This window comes from Devosia insulae DS-56, from assembly GCF_000970465.2.
Taxonomy (GTDB): domain Bacteria; phylum Pseudomonadota; class Alphaproteobacteria; order Rhizobiales; family Devosiaceae; genus Devosia_A; species Devosia_A insulae.
This window is the reverse complement of sequence record NZ_LAJE02000200.1, coordinates 1-13,775: the sequence shown is the minus strand read 5'-3', so window position 1 is coordinate 13,775 and position 13,775 is coordinate 1. Positions and strand designations below refer to the sequence as shown.

At 64.2% G+C, this 13,775-nt stretch carries 11 protein-coding genes; 2 read left to right on the top strand and 9 right to left on the bottom strand.

The window, feature by feature from the left end; genetic code table 11:
- Nucleotides 1–204 precede the first annotated feature (204 nt).
- A complete protein-coding gene (locus VW23_RS14535) occupies nt 205–1,089 on the top strand; it encodes a M20/M25/M40 family metallo-hydrolase (RefSeq protein WP_244513596.1) in 885 nt (294 codons plus the stop codon).
- The gene (locus VW23_RS14530) at nt 1,086–2,576 is read left to right on the top strand and encodes an FGGY-family carbohydrate kinase (protein ID WP_069910273.1); all 1,491 of its coding nucleotides are present in this window, start codon (nt 1,086–1,088) and stop codon (nt 2,574–2,576) included. Before VW23_RS14535 ends, VW23_RS14530 begins: the two co-directional genes overlap by 4 nt.
- 160 nt (nt 2,577–2,736) lie before the next feature.
- On the opposite strand, the gene VW23_RS14525 is transcribed toward VW23_RS14530, so the two are convergent.
- The 9 genes from VW23_RS14525 to VW23_RS14485 all read right to left on the bottom strand — a co-directional run bounded on the left by VW23_RS14525 (nt 2,737) and on the right by VW23_RS14485 (nt 13,629).
- Nucleotides 2,737–3,672 (bottom strand): carbohydrate ABC transporter permease, encoded by a 936-nt coding sequence (locus tag VW23_RS14525; protein WP_084646138.1) that lies wholly within the window; start codon nt 3,670–3,672, stop codon nt 2,737–2,739.
- Nucleotides 3,672–4,766, bottom strand: a complete 1,095-nt coding sequence (locus VW23_RS14520) for a carbohydrate ABC transporter permease (RefSeq protein ID WP_069910272.1) — start codon at nt 4,764–4,766, stop codon at nt 3,672–3,674. Before VW23_RS14520 ends, VW23_RS14525 begins: the two co-directional genes overlap by 1 nt.
- Before the next feature lie 106 nt (nt 4,767–4,872).
- Nucleotides 4,873–6,450 carry an extracellular solute-binding protein gene (locus tag VW23_RS14515; RefSeq protein ID WP_425285211.1) on the bottom strand — a complete coding sequence of 526 codons (1,578 nt, stop codon included), beginning with the start codon at nt 6,448–6,450 and terminating at the stop codon, nt 4,873–4,875.
- A 454-nt stretch (nt 6,451–6,904) separates the two neighbouring features.
- Nucleotides 6,905–7,357: an RbsD/FucU family protein gene (locus VW23_RS14510; RefSeq protein WP_069910270.1), complete on the bottom strand. Its 453-nt coding sequence runs from the start codon at nt 7,355–7,357 to the stop codon at nt 6,905–6,907.
- 97 nt (nt 7,358–7,454) lie between these two features.
- Nucleotides 7,455–8,156, bottom strand: coding sequence for an ABC transporter ATP-binding protein (locus VW23_RS14505; RefSeq protein ID WP_069910269.1), 702 nt, complete (start codon nt 8,154–8,156; stop codon nt 7,455–7,457).
- Nucleotides 8,156–8,944 carry an ABC transporter permease gene (locus VW23_RS14500; RefSeq protein WP_069910268.1) on the bottom strand — a complete coding sequence of 263 codons (789 nt, stop codon included), beginning with the start codon at nt 8,942–8,944 and terminating at the stop codon, nt 8,156–8,158. Before VW23_RS14500 ends, VW23_RS14505 begins: the two co-directional genes overlap by 1 nt.
- A 160-nt stretch (nt 8,945–9,104) precedes the next feature.
- Nucleotides 9,105–9,530 (bottom strand): methylmalonyl-CoA epimerase, encoded by a 426-nt coding sequence (mce, locus tag VW23_RS14495; RefSeq protein ID WP_069910267.1) that lies wholly within the window; start codon nt 9,528–9,530, stop codon nt 9,105–9,107.
- Nucleotides 9,527–11,656, bottom strand: a complete 2,130-nt coding sequence (gene scpA / locus VW23_RS14490; protein ID WP_069910266.1) for a methylmalonyl-CoA mutase — start codon at nt 11,654–11,656, stop codon at nt 9,527–9,529. The genes mce and scpA overlap by 4 nt, the downstream gene beginning before the upstream one ends.
- A complete protein-coding gene (locus VW23_RS14485) occupies nt 11,653–13,629 on the bottom strand; it encodes an acetyl-CoA carboxylase biotin carboxylase subunit (RefSeq protein ID WP_069910265.1) in 1,977 nt (658 codons plus the stop codon). The genes scpA and VW23_RS14485 overlap by 4 nt, the downstream gene beginning before the upstream one ends.
- Between the last annotated feature and the right edge of the window lie 146 nt (nt 13,630–13,775).

Here is a 13,775-nt window from a genome sequence, read left to right as displayed (position 1 = left end):
GCTGGATACGAGGGAGAGGGCGCGTGAATACGGAGGGGGCAAGCGGCAGCGAGAGCTACGGGGTGTAGAGGGCGCGAAGGGGGGAGGGTAAGGGGGGGGCTGATGAAGGGGGGAAGCGTCGGAGAGTGGCGCGGGATCGGGGGGACGGGAGCACGGGAGAGGGACGGCGTAGTCGGGGGCGAGGGGGGGAATGTGGAGAGAGTCGTGCGGAAGATCGAGGCGAACGGCATGGTTCGCGTCGAGCGGCTGGGCGGCGTGCCGGAGCGGGCGCTGCCGTCGACCGAGGTGCTGTTCTGCATCGGCGAGGGCAAGGATGTGCCCGGGCTGATCGCCCATAAGAGCCACCACGCCACATCGCAGGACGAAAAGTACAAGGTGCTGCCCTACCCCGAGCTCTACATCGACGCCGGGTTCAAGTCGGCGGCCGAGGTACTGGCGGCAGGCATCGATGTGGGAACGCCCATCGTCTACGCGCCAAAGGTGACCGAGCTTGCCAATGGACGGATCGCCGGCACGGCCGTGGACGATCGTGCGGCCTGCGCGGTGATGATCGAAGTGGCGAAGGCGCTGGTCGAGCTAAAAAAGCGCCCGACCGTGCATTTCGTCTTCTCGGTGCAGGAAGAATTCAACCTCCGCGGCGCGGTGACGGCGGCGCAGGTGCTGATGCCCGATGTGGCGATCCAGCTCGACCTGATCCTCGCGACCGATACCCCCGATATGACGGCGCGCGGTGACGTGAAGCTGGGCGGTGGGCCGGCGATGTCGCTCTACTCCTTCCACGGGCGTGGCACGCTGAACGGCACGCTGCCACATCCGGCGATGGTGAAACTGTTCGAAGACAGCGCCGCGGCGAAACAGCTGCCGCTGCAGCGCAGTGCCCATATCGGGGCGCTGACCGACCTCAGCTACGTGCAGCTGGTCGGCAAGGGCGTCGCCTCGATCGATGTGGGCTTTCCGATGCGTTACTCGCACTCGTCGCTGGAAGTCTGCGACATGGCCGACCTCGAGCAGCTGGCGACGCTGCTGGTGGAGGCGCTGCCGCGGATCGACAGCAAGTTCAGCCTCGACAGGGACGATTACATCGGATGAGGCACTATCTCGGCATCGATATCGGGACGTTTGAATCGAAGGGCGTGCTGGTAGATGCGGAGGGGCGCATCGTCGCCAGCGCCGCCCGGCCGCACAAGATGCTGGTGCCGCAGCCTGGCTGGGCCGAGCACCGGCCGCGCGAGGACTGGTGGGGCGATTTCTGCTTTCTGAGCCAGAAGCTGATCGCCGACAGCGGCGTCATGCCCTCGGACATCGTCGCGGTGGCCGCAAGCGCCATCGGGCCATGCATGCTGCCGGTGGATGCCGAGGGCGAGCCGCTGATGAACGGCGTGCTTTATGGCGTCGATACGCGGGCCGCCAAAGAGATCGAGGAGCTGACGGCGCGGATCGGTGAGGATGTGCTGCTGAGCCGCTGCGGCAACGCACTGACCAGCCAGTCGATCGGCCCCAAGATCCTGTGGCTGAAGCGCAACCGGCCGGAGCTTTATGCCAGGACCGCGAAGATCCTGACTTCGACCACCTACATCGTCCACAAGCTCACCGGCCGCTATGTGATCGACCATTACTCCGCGGCGAACTTCTCGCCGCTCTACGATGTCGAGAAGCTTGAGTGGACCGACGAGCTGGCCGACGACATCATCGGGCTCGAAAAACTCCCCGAGGCGATCTGGACCACCGATATTGCCGGTACGGTGACGGAGGCAGCTGCCGCTGAGACGGGGCTCGCAGTCGGCACGCCGGTGACGACGGGGACAATCGACGCCGGTGCCGAGGCGCTGAGCGTCGGGGTGCTCGACAGCGGCGACATGCTGCTGATGTACGGCTCGACCATCTTCATCATCGAGATCACGCCGGTGCGCGTGCCGGATGCGCGGCTCTGGTACGCGCCGTGGTTCTTCCCGGGCAAGCACGCCACGATGTCGGGGCTAGCGACCTCAGGGACGCTCAGCCACTGGTTCCGCGAGCAGTTCGCGAACGAGCTGGATCCAGCGACCGCGGTAATGGCATTGGCGCTCGAGGCCGAAGGCTCGCCGCCCGGCGCAAACGGGCTGGTGATGCTGCCCTATTTCTCCGGCGAGCGGACACCGATCCACGATACCGAGGCCAAGGGCGTGCTGTTCGGGATGAACTTGACCCACACCCGCGGCGACATCTACCGGGCGCTGTTCGAAGGCATCGCCTTCGGCACCCACCATGTGTTCGAGACCTATGCCGATGTGGGGCAGCCACCAAGGGCGATCCTCGCGGCAGGCGGCGGCACCAAGAACAAGGTGTGGGCCCAGGCGACGTCGGACGTGTCGGGGCGGACGCAGATCGTGCGGCAGAAGACCGTCGGCGCATCGTATGGCGATGCGTTCATCGCCGCCCTGGCGATCGGCGATGTGCAGCCGGACGACATCCGGACCTGGAACCCGGTGGATCACGAGATCACCCCGGACGAGAACCTCCGCGAACTTTACGCGCGGCGCTATCGGGTGTTCCGTGAGCTCTATGAGCGGAACAAGGATTTGATGCGGGAACTGTGAGATGTCCCACCCACCGGTGTCATTCCCGCGAAGGCGGGAACCCAGTGCGGACTCTCCACCTCACTGGCCTTGGAAGCATCCCACTAGGTTCCCGCCTTCGCGGGAATGACGCCGGTTGATAGACGCGCGTCTGGGAGATCCATGCGCGCCCTTGACGGCCCTACCCCTTCACACTGCCGGCGGTCAGCCCGCGAATGATGTAGCGTTCGAGCAGGACGCCGACGACGACCAGCGGGGCGATGGCGGCGGTGGAGAGGGCGGCCATGCTCCACCAATTGATGCCCTGCGAGCCGGTCTGGCTGGCGACCATCACCGGCAGGGTCTTGGCTTCGGCTCCGGTAAGGAGCGCCGCGAAGAAATACTCGTTCCAGCAGAGGATCAGGCTGAGGATGAAGGCGGCGACCATGCCGGGGAGCGCCATTGGCAGGATGATGCGGAAAAAGGTGCCCCAGGGCCCGAGGCCATCGACCTGCGCCGCTTCATCGAGCTCGATTGGGATGGTGTCGAACTGGTCCTTCATGATCCAGATGACGATCGGCAGCACGGTGAGGGTGTAGAGCAGCACCAAACCGATGATGCTGTCGAGCAGCGCCAGCTCGCGGTAGAGCACGAGGAAGGGCAGCGCCAGAACGACCGGCGGCAGGATCAGCTGGCTCAAGAAGAAGAAGCTCAGATCCTGGTTCTTCATCCAGAGGAACTTGTACTGGAAGCGGCTGAGGCCGTAGGCGGCGAGCGAGCCGATCAGCACCGCGAGGAACGAGGCGCCGAAGGCGGTGTAGATCGAGTTGAGGAAGCGATCGAGGAACTCGTCGCGGACGGTCGAGACCTGCCCGATGGTATCGGGCGAGAGACCGAGCGAACGCCAACCCAGCCAGTTGGGCTGGAAATCCACCCACGGGATCAGGTGGCCGAGCTGCACGTCCTTGGCCACCTTCATCGAGGTGGTGATGGTCCAGTACACCGGGAACAGCGAAACGAAAGCCCAGGTCACCAGCGCGGCATAGATGCCGACCTTGCCGGCGACATGCTTCAAGCGCCGGGCACCAGCACCGGCATCGGCGGTAGTCGGGGCGGAAAGTGTTGCTTCGGCGGCCATCAGGTCATCCTCTGCATGTGCTTGCGCAGGAACTTCAGCAGCAGGGTGATGAAGATCACGATCACCACGAGATAGAACATCGCCAGCATGGTGCCGTAGCCGACGTTCGAACGGTCGCGATACTCGCGATAGATGAAGCTCGAGACGCTGTCGGTGGCGCCGCCCGGACCGCCCGAAGTGACGGTGATGATGATGTCGGCGAGCTTGAGCTTGAAGATGATGCGCAGGACGATCGCAGTGATCGAGACCGGCAGCATCAGCGGGAAAATCACCTGCCAGAAGCGCTGCCAGGGCGAAGCACCATCGACCTTGGCCGCCTCGATGACCTCCTTGGGCATGGCCTGCAGGCCCGCCAGCAAGAGGATCATCACGAACGGGATCGACACCCAGGCATCCATCGCCTCGATCCATAGCCGGGCGACCCAGGGGTCGGTAAAGAAGCTCGGATTGTTGAAGCCCAGCCAGCGGGCGAAGCGGGCCACCGGGCCGAAGCGGTATTCGAGCATCGACTTGCCGACCATCCAGCTGACGGCGACCGGCGACAGCATCAGCGGAATGAGGAAGACGACACGCCAGAACTTCCGGGCCCGGATTTCGGCGTTGAGCAGCAGCGCGAGGCCGAAAGCAACGGCGTACTCCACGAGCACGAACAGCACGTAGATCACCATGTTGCGCATGGCGTTCCAGTAGAACGGGTCGCGGACCAGCTGCACCAGGTTGTCGAAGCCGTTGAACTTCTGGCCGGTGAAGGACGCAAGGTTCCAGTCGGTGAAGGCGATGGAAAGGCCGAACAGCGTCGGGAAGATCGCCATGGCGGCGGTGAACAGGGCAGCGGGCAGGATGAACAGCGCCTTGAGCCCGGCCTCGCCGCGCATCATCACCATGCCGCCGCCGAGCGCCACCGACCACAGCAGGAAGGCGTAAAGCGTGGGCCGCCAATCCTTGAGACCGAGGGGCACCAGGCCCGCCGAGTTCAGCGCCTGGAACAGGCCGACGGCGAGAAAGAGTACGGTGGCGGCGGCAATGAGCGCCCTGCCCCCGTCCTTGCGGCGACGCGAGATGGCGCCGTAGCTCGGTGATTCAGTCAACGCCATCCACGCCTCTTGGACAGTTCGGATCCGGAACTAAATCGGCTGGTGACGGTCCGCCACCAGCCGTGGATTGTCAATCACGCCAAGCGCGACATCACACCTTGCGGCACTACATGCCGAGCGAAGCCTTGTAGAGCTTGATCTGGTTGTCGCGACCGATCTGGTCGGTGATCTTCTCCCAGGCCGCGGCGATGGCGTCCGCGGTTTCCTGTGCCGAAGCGTATTGGCCGTTGATGCCCTTCACCAGCTCGTCCTCGGCGATCGAGTAGTACTGGAAAATGCCGGGGATACGCGGCTCGATGGCGCCATTCGGGTGGTTGTAGCTGTCGAGGTTGGAACCGAGATAATCCTCGACGAAGGCACGATCGTAGCCGGCGGCTTCCCACTCTTCGTACTGGAAGTGCGAGTTGCGGTAAGGCTGGAAGCCGGACGGATAGGCCGAGGTCCACAGCGAAATGTCCTTGCCGCCCAGATGGGCCGCGGCAGACCAGGCAGCTTTCCGCTTTTTCTCGTCGGCGGAGACGCGGCTCGTCACGTAAACGCCCCAGCCAAGGTAGGCGAGGTTGGGAGCAAAGTTCTCCTTCTCCTCCCAGGCGCCGGCCTTGTGATTGTAGACCTTCTTGGCGCCGGGATTGATCGAGAAGCCGACCACGTCGCCGACCACCGAGGTATCGGAGGTGCGGGCGTTGGAGCCGACGTCGCCCCACCAGGTCAGCGCCGCGCCGGTGCCGCCGAGGAACTGCGAGAACGCCGTGGCGTTCGGGTCGGCATTCAGCTGATCGGGCGGATAGGCATTGGCCTTCACCAGATCGAGCACGTCTTGGATGGCCTGCACCCAGCCCGGGTTGTTGACGCGCGGCTTCATGGTGTCCGGGTCGAACAGCCAGGCCGGATCATCCGGATGCTTGGCGTAGGCAGTGGCGCGATCCTCGAGGAAGTAGAAGCCGAAGCCGCCCCACTGGTACTTGAGCGGGTCGAGGAAGCCGTAAGCCGGTGCGCCGGTGAGCGGGTCGTTCTTGCCGGCGAGGGCAGCGGGCAGCGCGTTGAGATCTTCCCAATGCGTCGGCACATCGGCCAGCCCCGAAATCGAGCCGTCGCCGAAATAGTCCTTGCGGTAGGCGAAGGTGTGCGTGTCGCCATCGAGGTTGATGCGGTAGGTCTTGCCGTCCCAGGTGCCGACCGGCGCCTTGAGATAGTTCACCAGGTCATCGGCCTCGATCTGGGTCGCGACCCATTCCGGCATCTCGTCGAGCAGGCCGCGGCCGGCGGTGTCACCCTCGAACGGGGCGCCCATCTCGATGATGTCGAAATCCACTGTGCCGGTGGCGATCGACTGCTGCAAGCGCGCGTTGTAGTCGGCCTGGGCCAGGTCGATCCAGTTGATCTTGGCGCCGGTATAGGCCTCCCACGGCTTGAGGAAGCCGCGGAACAGGAAGTTGTGCAGGTTCTGGTTGTTGAGACCCATGAAGGTCAACTCGACGCCGGCGAATTCGCCCTCGGCGACATTGGCCTTGGTGGCGGCGAGGCAGAGTTCACCCACCTTCTGCCAGTCGGCATCGGTGGGCGAGCCCTTGCCGACGCCGGGGATCTGCAGGATCTGGGCGCGCACGCTGTCCTGAGCGAAGGCGCGGCCGGCCAAACTGCTGCTGAGCGCAGTGCCTGCGGCAAGCGCCGCCGCGCCCTTCATGAAGCTGCGGCGGCTGGCCTGGATGGCCGCAATCCGGTTGTAGAGTTCGAGTTTCACGTCTGTTCTCCCTCAAAGCGCCGCTTCCAGCGGCGTTGTCGCCTCCGCGCCGGCGCTCGATGGGAAACTGAACGTGCAGGTCGGGCCGCGCCATGGCGCAACCCAAGTCCCTCAACTCCTGCCGACGTCCCTCCCCAGGGAGCGCTCCCTTATATGCGGGATGCTGAGGAATGGTATGGAGCTAACATGTTAGAAGTCAACACGTTGGCGAGCGCGCCGAGCGACCGCAACGCACAAAGTGGGGGTTGCATTCATTAGTAAGTAGTGCGTGCTTTCACCAGTGAATGCACAGTTTCGGGTGGAGCGCCTCCCGGCTCTGCTGACGCGGTGGGCGCTCCAGTTGTTTTGCTGGTCGCGCTTTCGAACCGGAAAAGTCTGCAACTTGTCCTGAAAGCGCTTAGGCCTCGGGTGGCAGCACGCCCTTCTTGAGGATGAAACAGCCGTAGAAGCGGCGCTCGCCGGTCTGAATCACCACGTAGGACTGCTTCGCCGCCTCATAGAAGGCAAAGCGCTCGATGGAGCCCATCGGCGAGGGCTTGCCCTCGGCCTTGTCGATCGCCGCCTGCACCTCCTGCTGCACCGGCGGCACCTCATCGGGCTTGCCGACGATCTCCATGCGCAGCGCCGGGTGCGGCACGAAGCTGTCGAGCGGCATCAGCGACAGGATCGCCTCGGCGGCGCGACCGGCGGTGACGTTCTCGAGCTTCAGCAGCCTGCCGTAGACGGTTTGACGGGCAATCGAATCCGAGGGAAAATTCATGTCGGCGATGATCAGATCGTCGCCGTGGCCCATGGACTTGAGCGCGTGCAACACGTCGGCATTCAGGATGGGATCGAGCCCCTTGAGCATGGTGTCCTCCTCCAAGGATGAGGCTGCTTAGCATGCGGCCGCGGGGTGTGCATCCTGCCTGCGGCGCAGCGATATCGGGACCGCACCAACCACATGTTCAGCCGAAGGCTTTCACCCGGCCCTTCTCCAGCTCGAGCCGCTTGTTGCAGGTCTTTGCCAGCAGCTCTTCACTGTGGCTGGCGAGGACGATGATGCCAGCCTTTTCCGCCAGCTTGTTCATCCGGTCGGTGGCCTTTTTCTGAAAGCTCGCGTCGCCCGCGCCGATCCATTCATCCATCAGCAGGATCTCGGGATCGAGGGTCGTAGCGATCGAAAAAGCCAAGCGGGCGCCCATACCCTGGCTGTAGCTCTTGAAGGGCATGTCGATGAATTCGCCGAGTTCGGAAAACTCGATAATCTCTTCAGTGCGCTCGGCAATCTGGGCTTCGGTCCAGCCGTTGATCAGACCGCGCAGCAGGATGTTGCGGCGGCCAGTCGCCTCGGGACGGAAGCCAAGATTGATGTTGAACAGCGCGTCGACCTTGCCGCGAATATCGAGGCTGCCGGCAGTCGGTTCATAGATGCCGTAGAGCACCTTCAGCAGCGTGGTCTTGCCGGCGCCATTGGCGCCGACGAGGCCGAGGCGATCCCCGGCTTCGAGTTCGAAACTGACCCCATCGAGCGCGGTGACGAAGCGGTGCGCGCCAGTGCCGGAGATGGTGCCACCGGTCTGCGGCAGGCGCTTGTCACGCGGCCGCAGGGTCAGCTTCTCGCGGACCTGATAGTTGAGATGCAGATCGTGGGCGTGAATGGAGACCATCAGACGATCAGAGCCACCTGGCGACGGAACGTTCCCAGCAGCAGGGTAGCCAGCGCCCACATTGCCAGCGTGATGATGATGCAGACACCGAATGCGCTGAGCGGAGCGCTGCCGTTGACGATCGGCTCGCGCACGATGGCAAGGAAATAGGTGAACGGGTTCCAGTAGTAGAGCGCGGTTCGCACCGGGTCGCCACCGGCATTGCCCCAAAAGACGGGGGTCGCGAACATGGCGACGCGCATCAGGTTGGCGACGATGAATTGGCTGTCCGGGAAGAACACGCCGAGGAAAGCGAAAACGGCGACGACGGCCGGAGAGGCGATGAGAATCAGCAGGACGCCCAGTGCCGACCACATCCAGGCACCGGTGATAACCACGCCCGCCAGCAACAGGATGACGATGCACCCGGCCAGCGCGTAGCCAGAACGGATCAGGTTCTGCAGGGTCAGGCGCATGACATAGACCGAGAGCGGTAACGTCGTCCCCCTGATGAACCCCTCCTCGCGCTCGAACAACGAAACCGCCTGGGTGACGGTGTCGTTGATGTAGAACCACACCAGGAGGCCAACGCCGATGTAAATGGCATGCAGCGGGTCGAGCGGGCCCGGCGTGAAGATGAAGATGAAGGTCGCGGCGAAAGCGAAGTAGTTCACCAGCAGCCAGAGCGGGCCCAGCGTGGTGCGGCGGTGCTGGTCGAAGATGTCCTCAGTGGCCAGCGCGATCCAGACGCGGCGCCGCTCGTAGCCGCCGACAATGTCGGTGAGCGCGTTACTGAGAATCTTGAGCATGAGGGCCCCGGGCGATTTGCGTGCGCTCGCGTAGCACGGCGAGGCCGCGTGTCCAATTGCTGCGATGCCACGTTGTGGAGTTGCCACCGCTAACTGACGCTGGCGCGAGTGCTCGGGCGAGCCGAACTGGGCCCGACCGGCCAGTTGGCGCGGACACAGGTCAGGCCGGCTGCAGCTCGGGCTTCACCTCTTCGAGCTCGATCAGCGTGCCGTCAAAATCCTTGGGGTGGAGGAACACCACCGGCAGGCCGTGCGCGCCGATCCTGGGTTTGCCATCGCCGAGCACGCGGGCGCCGGCGTCGACCAGAGTGCGAATGGACGAGGCGATGTCGGAGACTTCGTAGCAGATGTGATGGATGCCACCCGATGGATTGTTCTCGAGAAACTTCGCGACCGGCGAGTTCTCGCCGAGCGGCGTCAGCAGCTCGATCTTGGTGTTTTCGAGCTGGACGAAGACGACGGTGACGCCGTGCTCGGGATGGTCGTGCGGGTGGTGCACGTCCGCCCCAAGCAGGTCACGGTATTTCGCGGCTGCGGCGGCGAGATCCGGGACGGCGATGGCGACGTGGTTGAGGCGACCGATCATCGATTGCTCAGCCTTCCCTCGATCTGGTTCAGCACCGAGAAGGCGGCTTCGAGCACGTTGGTGCCGGGGCCGAAGATTTCGGCGACGCCGGCCTCTCGCAGGAAATCATAGTCCTGTTCGGGAATGACACCGCCAACGATGACGGTGACATCACCCAGTCCCCTGCCCCGGAGTTCGCCGATCAGCTCGGGCACCAGCGTCTTGTGGCCGGCGGCGAGCGACGAGACGCCGACAGCGTCGACCTTCAACTCGGCGACGTGGTCGGCCACTTCGGGCGCCGTCTCGAACAGGTCGCCCATATGGACGGTGAAACCGAGATCGGCAAAGGCCGTGGCGATGACCTTGGCGCCGCGATCATGCCCATCCTGCCCCATCTTGGCGATGAACAGCGCCGGGGGGCGCTTTTCCTTGTCTCTGAATGCGGCAATCCGGCTGGTGAACTGGGCGTATTGCGGGTCGGCGGCGTAGCTTTCGGCATAGACGCCGGAGATGACGCGGGTGACCGCCGAATGGCGGTTGAAGACCTGCTCCAGCGCAGCGGAAATCTCGCCCAGGGTGGCGCGAGCACGGGCGGCGGCGATGCTGGCGGCGAGCAGGTTGCCGTTGGACCTTGCGTGGTTCTGCAGTGACACGAGCGCGGCGGCTACCGCGTCGGGGTCGCGGGTGCGACGGATTTCGGCGAGTCGGGCGACCTGTTCGTCGCGCACCCTGTTGTTGTCGATCTCGCGGATGGCGATCGGCGCTTCGTTCTCTAGGCGGTAGCGGTTGACGCCGACAATGACGTCCTCGCCGCGATCGACACGGGCCTGGCGCAGGGCAGCGGCCTTTTCGATCTCGAGCTTCGGGGTGCCGGCCTGGACGGCGGCGGTCATGCCGCCCTGGGCTTCCACCTCGGCAATCAAGGCACTGGCACGTTCCACAAGATCGGCGGTGAGGGCTTCGATGTAGTAGGAGCCGCCGAGCGGGTCTACGACATCAGTGACGCGGCTCTCGTGCTGCAGGATCAGCTGGGTGTTACGAGCGATACGGGCGGAGAATTCCGTCGGCAGCGCAATGGCTTCGTCGAAAGAGTTGGTGTGGAGGCTCTGGGTGCCGCCGAGCACGGCGGCCAGCGCCTCGATGGTGGTGCGGACGATGTTGTTGTGCGGGTCCTGCTCGGTCAGCGACACACCGGAGGTCTGGCAATGGGTGCGCAGCACCAATGACTTTGCGTCTTTGGCGCCCAGTTGGGTCATGAACCTGTGCCAAAGGGTGCGGGCGGCACGGAGCTTTGCCACCTCGAGGAAGAAGTTCATGCCGATGCCGAAAAAGAAGCTCAGCCGGGGCGCGAAGGCATCGATATCGAGGCCGCGCGCCTGCGCCGAGCGCACATACTCGATGCCGTCGGCGATGGTGTAGGCGAGCTCCTGCACGGCGGTCGCTCCCGCCTCGTGCATGTGGTAGCCGGAAATCGAGATCGAGTTGAACTTCGGCATGTGCTCGGCAGTGTAGGCGATAATGTCGCCGACGATGCGCATGCTCGGCCCAGGCGGGTAGATATAGGTGTTGCGGACCATGAACTCCTTGAGGATGTCGTTCTGGATGGTCCCGTCGAGTTGCGCTTGTCTCACCCCCTGCTCTTCCGCGGCGACGATGAACATCGCTAGCACCGGCAATACGGCGCCGTTCATGGTCATCGAGACGCTCATCTGATCGAGCGGGATGCCGTCGAACAGAATTTTCACGTCCTCGACGCTGTCGATGGCGACGCCAGCCTTGCCGACATCGCCGGTGACCCGCGGATGGTCGCTGTCATAGCCGCGGTGGGTGGCGAGGTCGAAAGCGACACTCAGGCCCTTTTGGCCGGCGGCGAGGTTCTTGCGATAGAAGTCGTTAGATTCCCGGGCGGTGGAGAAGCCGGCATATTGCCGGATGGTCCACGGACGGTTGGCATACATGGTGGCGCGGACGCCGCGGGTAAATGGGCCAGCGCCGGGGAGCCCCGGGTCGGCGGAAACGTCTTCCGGGAAGTAGGCCGGCTTGATCGGAAGATCGCCATAGTCGCGGTTCAGCGACTCCACTGGGGTATCGCGCAGGTCTTTCTGGGCGAGCTTTGACCAGTCGGCAAAGGTCGGGCCGGCGCTCATACTGCCTCGAACTCCAGGATCACCTCATCCACCGCCAGAACGCTGCCGGGTTTCACGCGCACCTTGCTGATCCGGGCGCGCTTTTCCGCCTTCAGCACGTTCTCCATCTTCATTGCCTCGACAATGGCCAGGGTCTGGCCGTCTTCGACGATATCGCCTTCGGCGACATCGATACGGACGATCTGGCCGGGCATCGGGCAGAGCAGGAATTTCGAAAGGTCAGGCGGGACCTTTACCGGCATCAGCGGCATCAGGTCGGCAACGTGGGGCAGCAGCACCTTGGCGATCAGATCGGCACCGCGCCAGCGCAGGCGGAAACCGCCGGTGACGCGGTCGAGCTTGACGTGGAGCAGGCGCCCATCGACGCGGGCGATGCAGAGGCTGTTCCCCGGCTTCCAGCCGCTTTCGACCAAGAGCTTCTTGCCGTCCGGCGCGGTCAGCCAATACTCGATGCCGTCGGCACGGACCGAGAAGTCCCAGCGCTCGGCGCCGATCATCACGGCGCGCGGCTCGGGCGTCGTCGGATAGAGCCGTTTGTCGAGCGCGAAGGCGGAGCAGCAGGCGAGCGCGGCGAGATGCGTAAGTGATTCCGCATCCGGCGCTACGCCGCTGAACCCGTTGGGGAACTCCTCGGCGATGTAGCCAGTGGTGAGGCGGCCGGAACGGAAGCGCTCCTGCCCCATGACGGCAGAAAGGAACGGGATGTTATTGCCGACGCCTTCGAGCTCGAACTCGTCGAGCGCGACTTCCATGGCGTCGATCGCCTCGCTGCGGCTCGGCGCCCAGGTGCAGAGCTTGGCGATCATCGGATCGTAGAAGGTGGAGATCTCGCCGCCCTCGGCGACGCCGGTGTCGTTCCGCACCACCAGTTCGGGCGAGGCCTCCTCGGCCGGCGGGCTGTAGCGGGTGAGCCGACCAGTCGAGGGCAGGAAGTTGCGGAACGGGTCCTCGGCGTAGATGCGGCTCTCGATGGCCCAGCCAGTTATGCCGATATCGGACTGAGTGAGCGGCAGCTCTTCGCCCGCTGCGGCGAGGAACATCAGTTCGACCAGGTCGAGGCCGGTGATCAGTTCGGTGACCGGATGCTCGACCTGCAGCCGGGTGTTCATCTCGAGGAAATAGAAGTTGCGATCCTTGTCGACGATGAACTCCACGGTGCCGGCGGAGGTGTAACCCACCGCCTTGGCGAGGGCGACGGATTGCTCGCCCATGGCTTTACGGGTGGCGGCATCGAGGAACGGCGACGGCGCCTCCTCGATGACCTTCTGGTTGCGGCGCTGGATCGAGCACTCGCGCTCGTTGAGCCACAGCACGTTGCCGTGCTGATCGCCGATCAGCTGGATCTCGATGTGCCGCGGCTCGGTGACGAATTTTTCGATGAAGATGCGATCATCGCCGAAGCTGGAGGCGGCTTCGGATTTCGAGCGCTCAAAGCCTTCGCGGGCTTCGGCGTCAGTATGGGCGATGCGCATGCCCTTGCCACCACCGCCGGCCGAGGCCTTGATCATCACCGGGTAGCCGATGGAGCGCGAGATGGTTACGGCCTCCTCAGCATCGGCGATGAGGCCCATATGGCCGGGGACGGTCGAGACCCCAGCCGCAGCAGCGAGCTTCTTCGACGTGATCTTGTCACCCATCGCCTCGATGGCTTTGACCGGCGGGCCGACGAAGATGATGCCCTCCGCCTCGAGCGCAGCAGCGAATGCAGGATTCTCCGAGAGGAAGCCATAACCGGGATGGACGGCTTCGGCGCCACTCTGCTTGCAGGCGGCGACGATCTTGTCGACCGAGAGGTAGGAGTCACGGGCGGCGGAGCCACCGATATGCACGGCCTCGTCAGCAAGCCTGACGTGCACGGCATCACGATCGGCGTCGGAGTAGACAGCGATGGTGCGGATGCCCATCCGCTTCGCGGTACGGATAACGCGACAGGCGATCTCGCCGCGATTGGCGATGAGGAGGGAGGAGAACATTCAGGGGGTGGTCCTGTCGGAATCCGAGAGATTGGCGCCGGTGCCGGCAGTCGTCTCCCTCCCCCGTTGCGGGGAGGGATCAAGGGTGGGGGGAGCAGCTATGCTGGATATTTCGGCCAGTGCTGCTGCGATGGTCAGATAGACAC

What these genes read in the sequence shown, in the direction of transcription:
- VW23_RS14485 (WP_069910265.1), bottom strand. Translation starts at nt 13,629, where the DNA reads ATGTTCTCCTCCCTCCTCATCGCCAATCGCGGCGAGATCGCCTGTCGC.
- VW23_RS14525 (WP_084646138.1), bottom strand. Translation starts at nt 3,672, where the DNA reads ATGGCCGCCGAAGCAACACTTTCCGCCCCGACTACCGCCGATGCCGGT.
- VW23_RS14530 (WP_069910273.1), top strand. Translation starts at nt 1,086, where the DNA reads ATGAGGCACTATCTCGGCATCGATATCGGGACGTTTGAATCGAAGGGC.
- VW23_RS14520 (WP_069910272.1), bottom strand. Translation starts at nt 4,766, where the DNA reads ATGGCGTTGACTGAATCACCGAGCTACGGCGCCATCTCGCGTCGCCGC.
- mce (WP_069910267.1), bottom strand. Translation starts at nt 9,530, where the DNA reads ATGATCGGTCGCCTCAACCACGTCGCCATCGCCGTCCCGGATCTCGCC.
- VW23_RS14500 (WP_069910268.1), bottom strand. Translation starts at nt 8,944, where the DNA reads ATGCTCAAGATTCTCAGTAACGCGCTCACCGACATTGTCGGCGGCTAC.
- VW23_RS14505 (WP_069910269.1), bottom strand. Translation starts at nt 8,156, where the DNA reads ATGGTCTCCATTCACGCCCACGATCTGCATCTCAACTATCAGGTCCGC.
- VW23_RS14510 (WP_069910270.1), bottom strand. Translation starts at nt 7,357, where the DNA reads ATGCTCAAGGGGCTCGATCCCATCCTGAATGCCGACGTGTTGCACGCG.
- VW23_RS14515 (WP_425285211.1), bottom strand. Translation starts at nt 6,450, where the DNA reads ATGAAGGGCGCGGCGGCGCTTGCCGCAGGCACTGCGCTCAGCAGCAGT.
- scpA (WP_069910266.1), bottom strand. Translation starts at nt 11,656, where the DNA reads ATGAGCGCCGGCCCGACCTTTGCCGACTGGTCAAAGCTCGCCCAGAAA.